The 18,642-nt window shown below is 60.4% G+C and carries 12 protein-coding genes; 8 read left to right on the top strand and 4 right to left on the bottom strand.

Features of this window, described 5'->3' with window-relative positions:
* Window positions 1–60: 60 nt before the first annotated feature.
* From AB4Z00_RS21420 to AB4Z00_RS21400, 5 genes are all read left to right on the top strand, one after another.
* The gene (locus tag AB4Z00_RS21420; RefSeq protein ID WP_442047153.1) at window positions 61–2,229 is read left to right on the top strand and encodes a TonB-dependent receptor; all 2,169 of its coding nucleotides are present in this window, start codon (window positions 61–63) and stop codon (window positions 2,227–2,229) included.
* Window positions 2,230–2,257: 28 nt separating this feature from the next.
* Window positions 2,258–3,916, top strand: coding sequence for a GMC family oxidoreductase (locus AB4Z00_RS21415; RefSeq protein ID WP_442047152.1), 1,659 nt, complete (start codon window positions 2,258–2,260; stop codon window positions 3,914–3,916).
* The gene (locus AB4Z00_RS21410; RefSeq protein ID WP_442047151.1) at window positions 3,909–4,361 is read left to right on the top strand and encodes a nuclear transport factor 2 family protein; all 453 of its coding nucleotides are present in this window, start codon (window positions 3,909–3,911) and stop codon (window positions 4,359–4,361) included. The genes AB4Z00_RS21415 and AB4Z00_RS21410 overlap by 8 nt, the downstream gene beginning before the upstream one ends.
* A gap of 92 nt (window positions 4,362–4,453) precedes the next feature.
* Window positions 4,454–5,410, top strand: coding sequence for a phytanoyl-CoA dioxygenase family protein (locus AB4Z00_RS21405; RefSeq protein ID WP_442047150.1), 957 nt, complete (start codon window positions 4,454–4,456; stop codon window positions 5,408–5,410).
* Window positions 5,411–5,982: 572 nt separating this feature from the next.
* A complete protein-coding gene (locus AB4Z00_RS21400; protein ID WP_442047149.1) occupies window positions 5,983–8,130 on the top strand; it encodes a hypothetical protein in 2,148 nt (715 codons plus the stop codon).
* Between the two features lie 1,023 nt (window positions 8,131–9,153).
* On the opposite strand, the gene AB4Z00_RS21395 is transcribed toward AB4Z00_RS21400, so the two are convergent.
* Window positions 9,154–9,732, bottom strand: coding sequence for a DUF7713 domain-containing protein (locus AB4Z00_RS21395; protein WP_442047148.1), 579 nt, complete (start codon window positions 9,730–9,732; stop codon window positions 9,154–9,156).
* Window positions 9,733–10,639: 907 nt separating this feature from the next.
* Between AB4Z00_RS21395 and AB4Z00_RS21390 the strand changes: the two genes are divergently transcribed.
* The 3 genes from AB4Z00_RS21390 (at window position 10,640) to AB4Z00_RS21380 (ending at window position 15,352) form a co-directional block, all read left to right on the top strand.
* Window positions 10,640–12,145, top strand: coding sequence for an ATPase domain-containing protein (locus tag AB4Z00_RS21390; RefSeq protein WP_442047147.1), 1,506 nt, complete (start codon window positions 10,640–10,642; stop codon window positions 12,143–12,145).
* Window positions 12,142–14,151 (top strand): ATP-binding protein, encoded by a 2,010-nt coding sequence (locus AB4Z00_RS21385; protein WP_442047146.1) that lies wholly within the window; start codon window positions 12,142–12,144, stop codon window positions 14,149–14,151. Before AB4Z00_RS21390 ends, AB4Z00_RS21385 begins: the two co-directional genes overlap by 4 nt.
* 247 nt (window positions 14,152–14,398) lie before the next feature.
* A complete protein-coding gene (locus AB4Z00_RS21380) occupies window positions 14,399–15,352 on the top strand; it encodes a type 1 glutamine amidotransferase (RefSeq protein WP_442047145.1) in 954 nt (317 codons plus the stop codon).
* Window positions 15,353–15,925: 573 nt separating this feature from the next.
* Here AB4Z00_RS21380 and AB4Z00_RS21375 read toward each other — a convergent pair.
* From AB4Z00_RS21375 to AB4Z00_RS21365, 3 genes are all read right to left on the bottom strand, one after another.
* On the bottom strand, window positions 15,926–16,111 hold the full coding sequence (locus AB4Z00_RS21375; RefSeq protein WP_442047144.1) for a DUF6771 family protein: 186 nt from the start codon (window positions 16,109–16,111) through the stop codon (window positions 15,926–15,928).
* Between the two features lie 143 nt (window positions 16,112–16,254).
* Window positions 16,255–17,574 (bottom strand): diguanylate cyclase, encoded by a 1,320-nt coding sequence (locus tag AB4Z00_RS21370; RefSeq protein ID WP_442047143.1) that lies wholly within the window; start codon window positions 17,572–17,574, stop codon window positions 16,255–16,257.
* Complete coding sequence (locus tag AB4Z00_RS21365; protein ID WP_442047142.1) at window positions 17,571–18,368, bottom strand: alpha/beta fold hydrolase; 798 nt, start codon at window positions 18,366–18,368, stop codon at window positions 17,571–17,573. The genes AB4Z00_RS21370 and AB4Z00_RS21365 overlap by 4 nt, the downstream gene beginning before the upstream one ends.
* Window positions 18,369–18,642 lie beyond the last annotated feature (274 nt).

Raw genomic sequence — 18,642 nt, 5'->3', positions numbered from 1 at the left:
GCCGGTGCGCAGGACAGTTCCGCTGAAATTGCATCCCGCCAAGAACTTCAGGAGATCGTCGTGACCGCGCAGAAGCGGTCCGAGAATTTGCAGTCAGTGCCGATCGCGGTCACAGCCGTGACCGGCGAGGCGATCGAGAACCTCAAGGCGGTCGACCTCAAGGGCCTGCAGGGGACCATCCCGAACCTCCAGATCAACAATTTCACCAACACGCCCAACAGCGCGGTCTTCACGATCCGCGGCATCGGCGTGGTCGAGCCGGACCCGTTCGCGGGCAACACCGTCTCGATCGTGCAGGACGGCGTTCCGCAATACTTCTCGATGGGCGCCCTGCTCGATCTGTTCGACGTCGACCGGATCGAGGTGCTGCGCGGCCCGCAGGGCACGCTGTTCGGGGCGAACACCACAGGCGGCGTCGTCAACGTGATGACGCGCCAGCCTACCGGCGAATTCGGCGTTCGCGGCGAGGTGACATATGGCAACTGGAACCGGATGGACATCAAGGCCGCCGTGGATGCGCCGCTCATCGACGGCATCCTGGCGGGCAAGATTTCCGCGATGCACACGCAGCGCGACGGCTTCTACACCAACATCGTCGATGGCTCGGACATGGGGCACCGCAACGTCACCGTGCTGCGTGCATACTTGCGCTACACGCCCACCGGCGACGTCGACGTGACGCTCAGCGGCGAGTATGGGCGCGCGCGCAACGGGTCGCCAATCATTGTCAACGGCTCGACCGGGCCGGGCTATGCCATCTTCGTTCCCGCCGGGACGATGACGACCAACCAGGTCCTGCCGATGTACGCATCTCCCTGCGCATCGGATACCAAGCCGTGCAAGGCGCCCGTTAAGTACTATAGCGCGCGGGACTTTGGCCCGGACCTCAGCAACATGGACAATTACCGCGCCACGCTGACCGGCAACATCAGCAACACGCCGCTGGGCGATATCACCGCGATCACCGGCTACAAGAGCTTCCACCTTGAGGAGTTCACGGACAACGACGCCGTCGTGGGACTCGGCATCGATACCTTCCGGGGCACGCGGGGCTGGCAGTTCAGCCAGGAGCTGCGCACGGCGGCCGATCTCTCGGCCGCAATCAAGCTCCAGGCGGGCGGCTTCTACATGAAGACGCACTACGACCACTTCAACAGCGTCCGGCTCGAAGCCTTCGCGCCGGGGCTGCGCCAGAACCTGCCGCAGGATCAGGACAATTGGTCGGGCTCCCTGTTCGCGCAGACTTATGTGGACCTGACCAACCGGCTGCGCGTGCAGGCTGGCATCCGCTACACCCACGAGACGACCGAAATGGTCGCCGGCACGGACAACTACTTCAACCCCAACGGCATCGGTCTTTACTGCACGCACGAAGGCAGCTGCGGCGACGTCCTGCTCGGCGGCTTCCGCGCGCGCGGCAAGCGTTCGTGGGATAACATCGGCTGGAAGTTGGGCGTCGATTACAACGCCGCGCCCGACACACTGCTCTACGCCTCGTGGGCGCGTGGGTTCAAATCGGGCGGCTTCGTGGGCCGTCTGGGCCAGGCGTCGGACCTCGGCCCGTTCAACCCAGAAAAGGTCGATACGTTCGAAGCGGGCGTAAAGACCGACCTGTTCGATCGCCGTCTGCGGTTCAATCTGGCGGCCTTTTATACCAACTACCGCGACATGCAGGTGGCGCAGAACTACATCCTGCCCGATGGCAGGACGATTGGCACTTCGATCTTCAACGCCGCCAAGGCCGAGATCAAGGGCTTCGAACTGGAAGCGACCGCCCTGCCGGTCGATGGTCTCACCCTCACCGGCTCGCTCGCCTACCTCGACGCCAAGTACAAGTCGTTCGACTTCCTCGATCCCGCCGGCGCGATCGTTGATCTCAGCGGGCGACCGCTGCAAAACTCGCCCAAGTGGTCCGCGTCGGCCGGGGCAACGTACGAGACCGCCGTCGCCGGGGGCAAAGCGCGCGCCAACGTGCTGTACACCTACACCGACACCAAGCTGCTGCAGGGCCTGCAGGGGCAGCCACTCGTCCAGATCCAACCTACGCACTTCGCCAACGCGACACTGGGCTGGTCGCCCGACAACGGCGGCTGGATGCTGGAGCTGTGGGTGCGCAATCTGGCCAACAACCACTACATCGAGGCGGTCACGAACAACGTCGGACTGTTCAACCAGGTCTCGTACACCGCGCCGCGCGAATACGGCGTGACGTTCAAGTTCGACCTGTGATGCACCGGGCGATAAAGAAGGGCCTAACATGACGGTGTCCGCGCAATGGGACAACGTCATCGTCGGCGCCGGCTCGGCGGTTTCCGTGCGCCTGAACCGCAATCCCGCCGACCGGGTGCTTCTCGTGGAGGCCGGCGGCAAGAACGCGTCGCTGCTTTTCGACATGCCCACGGGCATCGCCAAGCTGGTCGACAGCCCCGACCATATCTGGGCCTACCGGATGCCCGACCGCCGCTACCCGGAAAGCCCAATGCCCGGAGCGTGGATTCGGGGCCGCGGCCTCGGCGGGTCGTCGGCGATCAACGGCATGATCTGGACCCGGGGCGAAGCCCATGACTACGACGACTGGGCCGACATGGGCTGCACAGCTTGGAACGCCGTTAGCATGACCGAGGCGTATCGGGCGCCGGAGGGCCACGCGCTGGGCGGCAGCGATCTGCGGGGCGCGGGCGGTCCGGTGCGGATTACGCCGCGCGACATGCGCACTCCGCTGACTGACGCGATCATCGCCGCCGGCTGGGCGATCAGCTCGACCGAAACCGAAGACCTCGCCGCAACGCCCGGCAACCGGATCGGCTACTACAGCCATAACATCCGCAAGGGCCGTCACGAAAGCCGCAGGCGCGCGTTTGTTTCACAGGCGCGCAAGCGCGAGAATTTCAAGCACAAGTTGCACACGCTGGTCCGGCGGGTGATTATCGAGAACGGCCGGGTAACGGGCGTAAAGCTGCAGCAAGACGGCCGACCGCGCTGGGTGGGGCCAGTCTGTGGCGAGGTCATCGTGTGCTCTGGCACGATTGAAAGCCCGCTGCTTCTCGAGCGTTCTGACATCGGCGGCGGCGCCCGCCCCACGCCCGCTGGCATCGCGCCGCTGCTCGAGAGTTCGGCTGTGGGCGAGAAGATGCGCGATCACCCGTCCTACGCGATGCCCTACCAGATGACGAAGCTGGGCGGTATCAGCCAGCGCTACCACGATCTCGGTTTGGTTGGCTCGGTGCTGCGCTATTTCTTCAGCCGCAGCGGTGTGATGGTGAACGGTCCGTGGGAACTGGGCGCGTACTGCAACGTGGCGCACCCACATGGGCGGACTGACCTGCAGCTCTACCTTGGCAGCTACGCTTTCGCGCTTTTCGAAGACAACCACCCCGTTCCTCTGGGCAAGGTCGATAGCCATCCTGAGATTCCGGTCAACGGCCAGGTGTTGCAGCCGACAAGCGAGGGCAGCGTCCACGCCATATCCGCCTATCCGCAGGGCAGCCCGGTGATCCACGCCAACTGGCTCAATGCCGATCACGACCACAAGGCCGCGATCGCCAGCGTGCGTCACATGGGCCGCTTCATGGCGCGGCCCGCCCTGTCCGGCAAGACGGACGCCGAACTGCTCCACGGAGACCACGTCCAGAGCGAGAAAGCCAATCTGGAAAGCTTCTGCCCCCCGTCCACTGGCAGCCTTCACGGCACTAGCACCGGCACCTGCCACATGGCGGCGACGCGGTTTCCGTTGGCGAAGCGCAAGCTGAGGGTGCGCTGCGTCGATGGCCTGCGCATCGCCGACTGCTCGATCATGCCCGCGCTCCTATCGTTCAACACCAATGCGCCGGCCATGGCGGAGGACTGGCGGGCAGCCGACAGCGTGTTTGCACAAAGACTAAGCCTCACGCCTGACAAGGAGAGACGAGATGATTGATGGCATCGAATACCTGATCGAGAAGAACGCTCTGGAGGAGGTTGTCACGAACTACTGCGTGGCGGTTGACAAGCTCGACGACCTCGACTTCATGATGACCAACTTCACTGAGGACGCAGTGCTCGATCTCACCGGCCTGCAGCTGCCGCGCTTCGAAGGCCATGAGCAGATCCGCGGCTTCTACGCTCAAGTTTTCGCGGACATGTCGCATCACATGCACGTTCTGACCAACTTCCGCGTCGTGGCGCTGAACGGGAACGACGCTACGATCTACGCCTACATCAACGGCCTTGGTCGCTCTAAGTCCGGCATCGATGTGCAGGTCTACGTCTATTACGATCTCGACTTGCGCAAGGAGAACGGCGCCTGGCGTATCAGCCGGTTTTACGAGGCGCCGCAGATGCCGATGTCGGACTCCGTCACGCAGGTTCACAAGAAGAACTGAGGAAGCGGCGAAGCGCCCTGCCCGGTGATCCTGGCACGGCGCCTCGCAAAGGCCGGAAAAAACGGCCGATAGAGGAAGCCTGGAGACGATCGATGGCAGATGTTTCGGAAGTGAAGACCAGTCTGGGCGAACGCGACGGATTTGCGGAGCGGTTCTTCCGCGACGGCCTCCTGATCGTGGAGAACGCCTTCTCGGAAGCGGACATGGCCCTGATCGAGGCTGCCTGGCAGGGCAACTTCGACAACCCCAGCGCGCTCGCACAGCACCTTTATGCCGAGAGCGGCGGCACATTCATCCAGTCGGTCGAGGATTCGAGCGGCAAACCGGCCTTCGCCGCGATGTTCCGTGATACGCCCGTGATCGACATTGCCCGCGACGCGTTCGGCTCAGGCGGCGTATGGTACTTCCACGATCAGCTGTTCTTCAAGCAGGGCGCCGTCGACAAGCCGGTGCGCCGCACGCCCTGGCACCAGGACACGCCGTACCACCCGATCGACGGCAGCAAGTTCGTGGTGTTCTGGATTCCCCTGCAGGACATCGCCCCGGAATACGCACTCGAAGTGGTGCGCGGCTCGCACACCGAGACGCTCTACAATGGCTCGTACTTCGACCCGAGCGATGACACCCTGCCGGTCTACGACGAGAAGGAAATGCCGCGCCTTCCCGATGTTGAAGCCAATCGCGACGCCTGGGACATCGTGACCTGCGGAATGCGTCGCGGCGACCCTGCTGATCTTCCATCCCAGCTGCCTGCACGGCGGCGGCTACACCGCGGCTGGCGCTACCCGCCGCAGCCTGTCGCTGCGGATGCTGGGCGACGACATCGTCCATGTCGCCCGCCCCGCCCCCGCCGCCGAATCGCCCACCGCGAACAACATCGGCGACGACGAGGAAGAACTGGTCGCCCGCATCAAGAAGTTACCGCTGGGAACCCCGGTAAGCGAGTTTGGGCTGACGCAGCTCGCCTAATACAAGATTCGGGCGAAGCTCTTAAAATAAGCCCTGGAGAGGGCCCGACAAGAAGGATATTTGGACTCCAGCAGTTTTAGAGGAGGGCACTTGTGATACAGCAACTCTGCATTCTGTATCGCAACCCCTTTTCAATAATCGGGCTTTCCCTTCAATTTCGAGTACATTATGATCTTGTCGCGTCTGCTGGGGCCGCACTATTTGCTCTTAGACAACCGGACCCGGCAGCTAAGTGTGCGTCCTATTAGGGTCCTCTGCTGAACGCCAATCGCCGGGTCTTTGGACAGAACCGTCATTTCGCGGTAACCTTACCGAATGGCTGATTATGCCATAACCTGCCGATGGTAGCTTGAGACGGAATCGGCGGGACGAATGTGCGGGCCTAGGTTAGCGATCTGCGCCTTGGGCTGGTCGAGATCAGCGGAAACGGGCCAGTCCGCTCGCGGCAGGCAGTCGTCGGAATCAGACTTGGCGAAGTGTTCATACCTCACTGCTGTGCGTGAGGATAATCAGGCCGCTTATAAGCCTTGCAGCATCATCGCTCACCCGACAGCGCCAAAGAGGCACCGCTCCATTATCTAGAACGAGCAGGAGAGTTGGCGGACGCGCCGCGATAAGCTAAGTCATCCCAAATAGTGTGAGAGAGGACCAAATGCTGGACAGAAGAACCGCATTGGCGGGAATTGCCACCGCCGCGATGGTTGCTGGCATTGATACGCCTGCAAAGGCGCAGAGCGCAGTACCTCCTCGCGCTGACGAGTTGTTACTGGCCACTCCTGCCTTTCGGATTGCCGTGGATCGCAGCACCGGGGCGCTTGGGTCCATCGTTCATCCGGACGATCCAGCCGGCATGAGCTGGATTGGCGGTTCGCACAACGCACCGTGGCAGCCTATCGGTTCCTCGTGGGGCCTCGGCTTTGCCGATCTCGGCACCGATCGCCTTCATCGCGGACGCTGGGGGGAGCCGGTCGCGATCGGTGAGGATGGCGCCGGCGGGATCGTTGTCTCCTACCGGGTTGGCGCGCTGGAGGTGGAGGTATCGCGCAGGCTGATGGGTGAAGTGTTCCAGGAGCTCTACACCTTCCGCAACATCGGCGAGGTTCCCATCCCGATGCGCGAACGCGGAACGGCCTCGTTGGCGATCTATACCCCGTGCAATGATCACTACACCAACGCGGCGGACGTACTGGAGAACCGCGCCCATGCTCATATCTGGGCTGGTGGCTCATCCTCGTGGATCGCGATGTTGCGGATGGGCGGGCGCGGACCACACTTGGGCCTGGTGGTGACGGCCGGTGCGCTGGTTGGCTACAGCATCGAAGATCGTGATCAGACCACCTTGTCCAACACGCGCGGCACGATCTTGGTTCATCCGGCGATCGATGCGCTTGCGCCGGGCCAGAGCGCGTCTCTGGGGTGGACGATGTTCTGGCACACGGGTTGGGACGATTTCTTCGTCAAGGCGCTGCGCTATTCGTCGCAGATGATCCGGGTCAGTGCGTCTGACTGGACCAGCTTTCTTGGCGAGACCACGACCCTGACCTTCGAGGGCCAGCTCGGCACAGCGCCAACGCTGACGATCGGCAAGGACGCCGTTCCGCTCGGCCGAGGTGGCCAGAGCTGGACGGCAAAGCTGCCGGCCGGCGCAGTAGGCGAGCGAACTGCTATCTTGCGCTACGGCGATGGGTGCACCACCCGCGTGGTGCTAAACACGGTGCCGGCGCTGCGCTCTACCCTTGCCGCCCGGACCGACTTCATCGCCCGGCGGCAGCAATGGGAGAAGGAAGGCGATCCATGGGACGGCGGCTTCATCGTATTCGACAACGAAGCGGACGTACCCGCCCGTTGGGAAAAATCGAGTGATCGCAACATCGGGCGCGAGCGGGTCGGGATGGGTGTGCTGCTCGCTCGCTGGCTCGCTACGACGGACGCCCCGGATGTTACGGTCCGTGCATCGCTGGACCGCTACTATCAGTTCGTACGCACTCGTTTGCAGCGCGAAGACGGGTATGTGTTTGACGATGCCGATGAACCGCGCAAGCGCCTCTATAACTGGCCATGGGTAATGCAGTTGCACCTCGCCGTGGCCGCGCTGACCACAGATATCGAACCGCTCCGCCGCTTCACCAGAACGGTCGAAAGCTTTTATCGCGAAGGGGGTACGGACTTCTACCCGATCGGCCTGCCGGTTGCAGATGGCCTTCACGCGCTGCATGCTACGGGGATGCGGAACGAACATGCGCGCGTGCTGTCGCTTTTCGTGCAGCACGGCGAGCGGTTGCTCAGCCGGGGCACGTTCTATCCCGCATCCGAGGTGAATTACGAACAATCGATCGTGGCCCCCGCGGCGCTGATCCTGCTCGAACTGCACGCAGCCACCGGTGACAGTCGCTGGTTACAGGGTGCACAATCACACGTAGAGTTGCTTGACCTGTTCGAGGGCAAGCAGCCCGACCATCATCTGCACGGAATTTCCATCCGGCACTGGGACGGGTACTGGTTCGGCAAGGCGCGGATGTGGGGCGACACCCTCCCACATTACTGGAGCAGCCTCAACGCACTAGCATGGCAGCTGTTCGGCCGGGCGACAGGTAACCGCGAGTGGCAGAAGCGGGCACGCACAACAATTCGCAACAATCTTAGCCTGTTCCGGGAAGAAGGCCGCGCGTCTGCCGCCTTTATCTACCCTACCACAGTCAATGGGCGGCCGGGACATTTCGCAGACGCCTATGCCAACGATCAGGACTGGGCGCTGGTGCACGCCTTGCAGTTGGAGGACAGCCTGCGTTTTTCGAGTTGAATCGGCAATCGTTTGACGAGCAGCTAACCTATACATGTAGCTGCCCGTCGGATATCGTCACCTTGCGCCGGATGGATGATCGATGATGAAGCGCCAGGTGGCGTCCTCCTGCCGCTGCAGGCGCCGTTCCGACGAAGCCCCGTGATCGTCAACACCTCTCCCATTTAGCTCTACCTCGGCTAGGCCCACATGACGATGAGCGCGGCGAAAGTTTGAAAGTTACGGCGTGGTCAACGGTCAGAAAGACGCCAACCAGTGCCAGAACTCGAGCGTTGCAATAGTTACGCCGCTTACAACGCTCCAGACTGGTTGAGGCGAGATATCGCCCTCTTTACCGCTGCTGGAGGTTCTACCTTTCACGAACCGTCGACATTGGCCCACACCAACAGCCGCCATGCAATTTCGCCCTGGCCTGCATTGTGGTGGTGATGGTTCTCCGGAGGGAACGCGTTGCCTTTAGAAAACGCGATTTCCCTTCGACAACCGCAACACCGATAAATTCCCGTCGCTGGAGCAATGGTATTCGGCCTATGTGACGAGCGCCAGATAGCCTCTGAGCCTTCGCACGATCTTACCGAGGATCCGGTGAGGTACCACGCCATTCTTGCTCCTTTGCGGCCACTGCGGCCAACTCCATTGGAGGCCTAACGCCCGAAACCCAAAATCGTTAGCGACGAAGAAGCAAGCCCGAGGGCCTGGCATCGGATATCAGTCATGGACCGCCCCGCACGGGGCGAATGAACCGTCCTACCGATTTCCGAAGCGGTTGCATCCATTAGCAACTGCAGCACAACTGCACTGAGCTTCGACGTAGAGAGCATCTGCTGAAAAGCGGAGCGGCGATTGGAGCGTGGCCGCCGCAACCGGCGCAGTGGAACCCTGAAGCGCGCCGCCTGGGCTGCCGTTTCAATGGCGCTGACAACCAACAGATCGCGGCAAGCGGGCGACATTATCGTCCCGAACCGCAATCCCGGCGTTTGCAGGGCATGATCAGGCTGATCAAACCGGGACGCGGCCGAAAGCCTAAAACTCCTCGCTTGGGTCCTTCATCTCGATCTGAAATTGCCAACCTTCGAAAGCCATCAGCATCGTTCCGGCCTCTTGCCAGCTTATCCTACGGCCATCGATGACCAACATCGGAAGCGGGCAGGGCGATTCCGCGTCGAAATCTATCCTCCCTCGCAGCTTCTGATCCGCAACCGTCCATCGTCCATTCGTCTGGACCAGATATTGCTGGGAAAGACCGCGCTTGATGCGCTCGATAAGCTTGGCCATCAGCTCGAAGGGATCGGCCTGCCAGTTTCCGACTATCTGGAACTCGTAGCCTCCCGGTATTGCGTTCTCAACTTCGAAGGCTTTCAGTACAGTCCGGTCCCCGAGGTGGATTAACTGAAACGAAAACCTGTGTCTCCTTCCTTCAATGTCCGAGATTTCGAGAGGCTCGAAGCCGACGTGCTCGAAGCCGGTTTTTCCAAGCCGTGCCGCTTCTAAGCTGAAGCAGCGGCTGCACAAATCGATGTACCCCGTTTCCTGCGAGCCGAAGCTGACTGCGTCATAGCTTGCAATGAGAGAACCGCAAATGCCGCATTCAATCTGATCCATCGGTTACCCCTTTTGCATAGCCGGCCTGCCACCTCGCTATATCACAATGCCGTGGAATGTAGCAGCCGCTGGTCGTTTACTCTGCTGCGACAGTTCGCGCAGGAATTGCCGCTACGCTGCGGCTGAAATCGATCGACAGACGTTGAACAATCGGGCGCTGAGCGCGGTACTTTGGCCGACCGTAACAGCCACTGATGCATTGGTATTTGCCGATCAAATACCATGGCGGGGCGCGCAGCGGTCGCTGACGGGTGCAGCGCTTCGTCTGCTAACGGTTCCGCGCAAGCCCCCGCCAGTCGCTGCTAGCCAAAAGCCAACCAGAATGCCGTCGCTTGCGGGTAGAGAGCTGGGAAAGTTTGCGCGTTAGAGCCTCGCAGGCTTCGCATCCAGGCAATCTCTGCGCCTGGGCCGGCGTCGAAGTGAGCTGGTGGAGCAGCGGCTATGGCATGAGCGCTTCCGAGGCCGGCGAGTACAGCAGCCGATAAACTCGCGCGGAAACAGCCAGGCCCCGCTAAGCTGCGATTGGACGGCTCTAGCTCAGCAAAATCTAAGGGTAAACATTAGCGCTCTCTGTGGCAATTAGCGCAGTCTTATAGAGCGTAGGCCTGTGCAGACGCACAAGCATGAACGAAGCCGGCGCCTTCGAGGCGCCCGCTGGTTAAGTTCGAATCGATCGGCGTCCGTCCGGTTGGCGTCGGCGAGCCGTCCGAGGCGTTGCAACGCTTGTTCGATTTCTCGACGAGTGCAGAACGTGCGCAAACCCGCCTCGGGCAGCTAAAGCGCGGGGGTATTCGGCAGTGCCCGCCCTTGGCCTCCAGATAGACGAACGGTCTGTCTTGCAGCCAATTTAGCTCGAAAGCGTAATTAGGATAGGACTCAGCTAAGCGATTTGATTGGCAAAGGTGTTATGACCAAGATCCAGGATGGCTTTACAAGTTCGGCATTGACCGGCGTGTCAGGGCTCGATGACATTCTCGCTGGCGGCTTTACGCGCGGACGGCTTTTCCTCCTCGAGGGCAGCCCTGGAACGGGAAAAACCACAATAGCAACGCAGTTCCTGATGGAAGGCGCCGCGAGGGGCGAGCAATGCCTTTATGTGACTTTGTCAGAAACAGAGGACGAACTTCGGGCAAGCGCGCAATCCCATAGCTGGGATCTCGCCGGCGTGAAATTATTCGAGCTAGTGCCGCCCGAGAGCCTCCTTGATGAGGATCAACAGCAAAGCCTCCTCTATTCGTCCGATCTCGAATTGGGCGAAACAACTCGCCGGATTTTCGATGCATTTGAGCGCGCAAGACCGGAGAGGGTGGTTCTGGACAGCTTGTCTGAAATCAGGTTACTGGCGCAAAGCTCACTGCGTTACAGACGTCAGATCCTGGCATTGAAGCATTTTTTCTCGCGGCAAAATACCACCGTTCTGATGCTCGATGATCTTACTGCGGAAGCGGCGGATAAGACCGTTCACAGCATTGCGCACGGCGTAATTCGCCTCGAAGAATTGGCTCCCGCTTACGGGCCAGAGCGCCGTCGCCTCAGGGTTACAAAATACCGGGGCAGACGATACCGCGGCGGTTTCCACGACTTCAAGATCGAGACAGGGGGCGTGGCCGTGTATCCTCGGCTCGTTTCAGCAGAGCATAAAAACACTTTTTCCCGCAGCGTGTTAACGAGTAGCCTGGCGGAACTAGACGCACTGCTTGGCGGCGGCATCAATCGCGGATCGAGCGTGCTACTGCTTGGACCTGCCGGGACAGGCAAATCGCTTCTAGCCTTGATCTTCCTGGCAGCGGCCGTTTCTCGAGGCGAACGCGCCGCCATGTACGTATTTGATGAAGAGATCGGTTCGCTATGCAATCGAGCTCTGGAGCTTGGTATCGATGTGCAATCGATGATCGACGGCGGCAAACTCTTTCTCGAGCAGGTCGATGCGGCGGAACTTTCGCCCGGAGAATTTTCCCAAAGGGTGCGTGGTAGGGTCGAACAGAACGGCGTCACCGCGGTCGTGATAGACAGTCTCAACGGCTTCCAGGCGGCCATGCCCGAAGAGAACGCGCTGATCCTGCACATGCACGAGCTGCTGCAGTACCTCAACCGCCAAGGCGCTACGACTTTTTTGACAGTCGCCCAGCATGGTCTGGTTGGTGACATGCAAGCACCTGTCGACGTTACATATCTGGCCGATACAGTTATCCTGCTTCGCTACTTTGAGGCATCGGGCCGGGTCCGGCGTGCAATCTCTGTCATAAAGAAGCGGACGGGCTCTCATGAGGACACGATCCGCGAGTACAGGATCGGAGGAAAGGGGTTGAGACTGGGCAAGCCGCTTACCCGCTTCCAAGGTGTATTGCGCGGCGTCCCAACGCTTGCAGACGGCGCAGAGTCCTCTGCTCTTTTGGGGGATGAGCTCGGGTGATGGGCCATCGTTCCGAACGGGGGATCATTCTAGCTCCGCAAGGACGGGATGCTGCGGTAGCAGCGGGCTTATTCAGAGACGCCGGCCTGCAGTCGGCGGAAACGAAGTCGGTAAGCGAGCTTGTAGCAGAGCTTGAGAAGGGCGCCGGTTTCGCCCTGCTGACGGAAGAGGCCTTACGGACCGCGGACCTCAACTCGTTGGCAACGTGGCTGCGAACCCAGCCCGAATGGTCCGACTTCCCCTTCGTACTGCTCACGACGAAGGGTGGTGGTCTGGAGCGAAATCCCCTTGCGAGGCGGCTCCTGGAAGTCCTCGGGAACGTGACCTTCTTGGAGCGCCCGTTTCACCCCACGACACTCATAAGCCTTGCCCGCTCTGCCCTTCGCGGGCGGATGCGGCAATATGATGCCCGCGCCAGGCTGGAAGAACTCAACCGCGGCGCGGAGCGATATCGTTCGTTGTTCGAATCGATCGACGCCGGTTTCTGCATCATAGAGATGATCTTCGATGAGTGCGGCAAGCCTCGTGACTACCGGTTTATCGAAGCGAACCCTGCCTTTGAGAAGCAGACCGGGCTGGTCGGGGTCACTGGCAGGACCATTAGGGAAATGCTTCCCGATCATGAAGAGGAATGGTTCAACATTTTTGGCGCTGTCGCCACGAGTGGAGAACAGGTACGGTTCGAGCAACATGCCGAGGCGCTCGGTAATGTCTGGTACGAAGTCTATGCCTTCCGGGCCGGAGATCCCAAGAGCGCCCGCGTGGCTGTGTTGTTCAACAACATATCGGCTCGCCGGGAAATGGAAGAAGCGCTGCGTGCAAGCGAAGATACGCTGCGCAGGCTAAATGAAACATTGGAAAAGCGTGTCACACAGCGGACGCACGCCCTCGAACAAGCCCAGGAGGCGCTGCGGCAGTCCCAGAAGCTGGAGGCCATGGGCCAGCTCACAGGCGGTGTCGCTCATGACTTCAACAACTTGCTGACACCTATCGTCGGTAGCCTTGATCTTCTTTATCGCAGGGGACTCGGCAATGATCGTGAGCGCAGCCTGATCGAAGGCGCAATCAAGTCAGCCGACCGGGCCCGGACTCTGGTGCAGCGGCTTCTCGCGTTTGCAAGACGGCAGCCGCTTCAGGCAAGAGCCATTGATGTCGATACCCTTGTTCGCGACATGGAGAGTCTGATTTCCAGCACATGCGGCCCGCGGGTGAGGCTGAAGCTGCAAATATCCCAGAACGTTCCTCTAGCCCATGCGGATGCGAACCAGATTGAAATGGCGCTGTTGAACCTGGTGGTAAATGCAAGGGACGCGATGCCTGGTGGCGGGACCCTGACGATCAGCTTGTCGCATGACAGGGTTGGGGCGGGAGAGGTAAGCGGTCTGCAGGGGGGCAACTATGTCCGCCTTGGGGTCGCGGACACCGGTACCGGGATGGACGCCGACACCATCGCTAAAGCTATCGAGCCGTTCTTCACAACGAAGGGCGTGGGGCAGGGCACAGGTCTGGGCCTCTCGATGGTTCATGGTGTCGCGGCACAGCTTGGCGGTGGGTTGCGGATCGAAAGCACGCTCGGCAAGGGAACTTCTATTTGCCTGTGGCTGCCTGTCAGCGAAAGTGCGCTGGCCCCGGAACAGGCAACTGACGATCAAGCAGCTCCAGTCCACCGAGGCACTGTGCTTCTAGTAGACGATGAAGATCTCGTTCGCGCTAGCACGGCCGACATGCTGAGCGAGCTTGGCTACCGTGTATTGGAAGCGGACTCGGGGGAAGACGCCCTTCGCATCCTCGAAGAAGACGGCAATATCGACCTTCTGGTCACGGATCATTTAATGCCTGGTATTTCCGGAACTGATTTGGCTGAGCGCGTCCGCGCGTGGCTGCCGCAAGTGCGCGTACTTGTGGTTTCAGGATACGCAGAAGGTGCAGGTCTTTCGGCGAATGTGCCTCGTTTGACGAAACCTTTCAGACAAAGTGATCTCGCGTCTAGCCTGGCGAAGCTTTGATTAAATGAAGCAGGCATGCGAACGGCGTTTGCGGCGAAGGCGGTGCCATTGCCATGTTCGGTGTCGCCGGCCATCGCTCTGGCGCGTACCGCGCTGACAGCGCCGATTAAGGGGTACCCCTGGTATCTAAAGGGACTGCCGCGATGTTGAGGGCTGCCTGCGAAACCCGATGGTCTTTCGGCGGTTACAACGTCCAAAGTTGTCCGTCTCGGACAGCGCGAGGCAAGCTTCTTTACGGAGACGTACATTGCAGTTCCTGGTGGCTGAAAGCGAAACGCGCGATCAGCGTGAGGCGCGCCGCGAGCGCACGGGCAGGAGTTCTGGCGAGACGTTCGCTGAAACTCTTCGTCAGATTGCGGCGGGGGCGCAGATCACGAGGATCGCTCCGGCCGATAACGACGCCCAGCCACTTTCAGCCGAGCAGATCGCGGCATTTGACGCGGTCTTTATCACTGGCTCGCCCCTGCATGTCTACGAAGACAGCCCTGTAGTCTGCCGCCAGATCGCATTCGTGCGGGCCGTCTTCTCCTCAGGCACGCCGGCCTTTGGATCGTGTGCCGGCCTTCAGCTTGCGGTTGCTGCGGCCGGCGGGAGCATCAGGCCGATGCGGAAGCGGCTGGAAGCCGGCGTCGCGCGCCGGATCGTGCCGACGCTTCAAGGAGCGCAGCACCCACTTCTCGCAGGAAGGCCGCCGGTCTGGGATGCGGCAGCTATCCATAGTGATGAAGTCGAGGCGCTTCCCAAGGGCGCTATCCTGCTGGCTGGAAATGGGGCCACGCATGTGCAGGCTGCCGAGATCCGGTCCGGTCCCGGTGTATTCTGGGGCGTGCAATATCACCCCGAGCTTCGACCAGCCCATCGCCGAATTCCAGAACACCCAGTTCCGGCTTGCCGACATGGCCGCGCGCTAGACGAGGTCGCAACCGCACTGCGCGAACAAGCCGCGTCTCTCGTGGCCAAAGGCATTGCCCGCAATAAAGCGGCCGTGGAGCGCCACGCCTGTTTGCTGGAAGCGCTTCACATGGACGCCGACGATCGTTCTGCGCGCTGGGAGCTCGGCGTCGACGGAGAGTTTGCCCTTGAAGAGTGTCGTCGCCGCGAATTGACGAACTTCATTGCCAATATATCCCGTTTGCGGGGAAGCCCTGTATTCGATTGCGGTAACGGGGCGCCGGCTCGCGATTTCACAATGCTCGTGTAATCACCGATTTATCATTGCCGCTTGTCTTCGTTCCGTGGAGTGGCTCATCTGTCGGACCGTGACCTCGGCGCAGATTTGCTCAAACCGGGCGGGCGAACAGGCTGCGGTATCCAGGGGGTCACAGCCGCTGCAGACGCAGATGGACCATTATGCTCTGGATTGCATCCTTTCAAGGAACGAGCGAAAAGCTCTATCACCTCGTGTCGGATAAAGGCCTTCTTGGCACCAAGAGAGCTTTGGACCGTTGAATATCCGTTGCATGATAGGAGAGGTCCTCGTGGGTTCAACTTTGAGGTTCGTGCTCGCCCTGCCATTTCTCAGCGCAGCAGTGCTTCTATCGGTCCCCTGTTGCCTGTGCATGTATGCGGCCGAGTTTATCATGAAAGAGCAATAAAGGTCAGCACGTCCCTGTGTCTGCGTCGCTTGCAGTTTTGAACAATGGTTGGCTACTCGGCCTGTCAGCGGAGCAGACCTCCATCTGGCCGCTTGCCGAGGAGGGGCAGGAGCTCGGAGGCTGCGCTGAGCGTGGACTTTGATCTTCTACTCTTTGCCGAAAGTGTGACCGGGTGGTTGTCAGTCAGCACGCTTGTCCGCATCTGCGTCCAAGCCGGCTCCTTGCAAAGCGCTCGCAATCATCGCAGCGAGTGTCTCTTCGGCGCGAGTACGGATAGCGAGTTCCTTGGACTCAAGATCATGACGTACCCATTGAGGGGCGCGTTCCAGAATCTGCAGAATTGTCGAGGAGAGATCGGTTACCATTTTCGGGCCTATGGCCCAAGGCCTGTCGCCTGTCCAGACACTCATAGGTATCGGAGCGACATGTAATCATGGCCGTAACGAGCCCATCGGTTGAGACCGTGCTGGGCCGCGACCGATCTGAAGCACGCTCCGTGCGAACTGGATCATTCCGGCGCGCCATAAACAACGACACAATTTCGTCCGGACCGCTTCGCAGAATACAGGGCTTCGTCGGCCTGAGCAACCAGCTCTGCAAGAAAGCGCTTCGGCGGTGCCTCGCCCCTTTTACCGGAGGCAATCCCGACACTGACTGTCACCGGAATTGACAATCCGCCGCTTGCGAACCGCGCCGAGGCGATGCTTTCCCGCATCCGCTCGGCAATGGCAGCGAGTTCGTCAGAGCGCGGTGTCGCGAGAATGGCGACAAACTCCTCGCCGCCGAACCTCGCAAAGAGATCCCGATCGCGCAAAGCGTTGCGGCACCGCACCGCGACCTGCCTCAAAACCTCGTCACCGACGGAGTGGCCGTATGTATCATTGATCGCTTTGAAGTGATCCACATCGATCATGAGAGCCGAGAACAATCTGTCTCGCGATCCAGGCGCCTCGAGGATCCGATGAACCTCGTTTTCCAGATGCCGGCGATTGGGGACGCTTGTCAGTGGGTCCGTATCGGCAAGTCGTCTAAGTTTCTCGGCCATGCGCAGCTCAGCCGTCACATCGGTGAAAAGCCAGATGCGTCCCTGTTCGCCATCACCGCGAACAGGGTGCGTGTCGACTTCATATGTCCGGTCGCCAAGAACCCAATGGGTAGTGAGGGCATAATCCACGTCTCTCATCCGCGTTGAATACATTTCGGCAAGAGCGTCGCGGTTGCTGCAGCGTTCGCGGAGCTTTCGCATGGGAAAGACCAGGCTACTTGCCTGATGGCTACCGGCGCGGATCCCCAGTAACTGCGCGGCGCGTTCGTTGACCATCGCGCCGTGTCCATCGCCATCAAAAACGACAATTCCGGCAGGCACACTTTCGAGCAGGTCGTTGAATTGGTCGCGAATGAGGGTCTGGCGAGCGGCTTGCCGCCGCTGCGTCAGGGCGGAGGCCACGCTGCCGGCAAGCAGAGGGACATGTCTGACGAGCGAAGGCGGGCTCACGGCACTTGTCCACAGCAGCAGCAGGCCGCTGTTAGGAGCATGATCGAGCCGCGCGGGAACGAACAGGATATGGGCGGGAAGTTCCGGCAAGGCATGTATCAGCGCTGTGGGCAAACGGAAGCAGGACGCAGCGGCCGGGACAGGACTCCAGGCTCGGTCGAACAATCGGCTGTGCCGAAGGTTGAAGGGGGGCAGCGGCATGACCGGCGACACGGCAACAGAGTTTGCCTGAAACCCGGCGTCCACCTCCAGCGCGATGACGAGGTCGGCTTCGCAAACAGCACGGGCAAAGCCACATAATTCGTAAAGCGCTTCGCTGATACTCGCGCTCATGAAAGTTCAGCCTGGAGATGCTTTTCCAAAATCCGAAGAACAGCTTGAGGGGCGGTCATGTGAGGCAAGTGACCAGAGGCATCAATAATGTCGAGTGTAGCATTCTTGATCTGGGCGGAGAGCCACTCACCCACCGCAGGGGGTACGGCGACGTCGTTCGCCGTTTGAATGAGATGCACCGGCACAGCGACGCGGGTGGCGGCGCTCCGCATGTCCGAGGTGAAGATGGTTCGCGATGTATGAAGGGCGATGTCCGGTCGCATCTGGAATAGCGTGCGAGAGAATTCCGAAATCGTTTTCTCATCCTGACCGCCAACCACGATGGGAGCAAACCCGGCTACCCAGGCCTGATAATTGGCTGCCATTTCGTCGAAGAGGCCGTTCAGATCTGCCTGATCGAAACCGCCGAAATATCCCGGTTCATTGATATAACGCGGCGATGCGCCGATCATGAACATGCGGGAGAACAGGTCAGGGCGGCCAATCGAGGCGGCTGCGCCGATCATGGCGCTCATCGAGTGGCCCACATATATGCATTCGGTGATGCCCTCACCATCCAGCAGCTCGATTAGCCCGTCTGCGTATCCGTAGATATTGCCATAACGTTCGAAGTCGTAAGTGAGCTCGCCTTGCGGACCGCAGCCTGGAAGGTCGAAAGAGAAAACCTGAAATCGTTCGTCGAGCCAGGGCCGCAGGTCCGACCACGCGTCCTGGTCGGTGCCGAAGCCATGAGACAGAACAACCTTAGGTATTCCGCGTCCGGTGATGCGTCCATGCAAGCTTTTGAAATCCATAACGCTTATCACCCAAATCAAGGCTTTCGCCGTTTCCCGGGTAAATAATATGTGTCAAACAACACGCAACTAAGGGAATGGAAGGCGAAGGCGATTTAGGACGGAACGATGCGGCCGCGCGGTGGGATGCAAAGGAAAGAGCCTGCTGACATCATAGATGGAGGATTCCGGAATCGAGGCGATGCGGCGCCTTCTGAAGGTGGGGGTTCGCCGCTACTCGAGCGCCGCGGCCGGAGATAACACTCTCCAAGGCTAAATATGGCAGTCCATCCAG

Source organism: Novosphingobium sp. YAF33 (genome assembly GCF_052113265.1).
GTDB lineage: Bacteria > Pseudomonadota > Alphaproteobacteria > Sphingomonadales > Sphingomonadaceae > Novosphingobium.
Note: the sequence above shows the minus strand (reverse complement) of the source record. Positions and strands in the feature narration are given on the sequence as shown.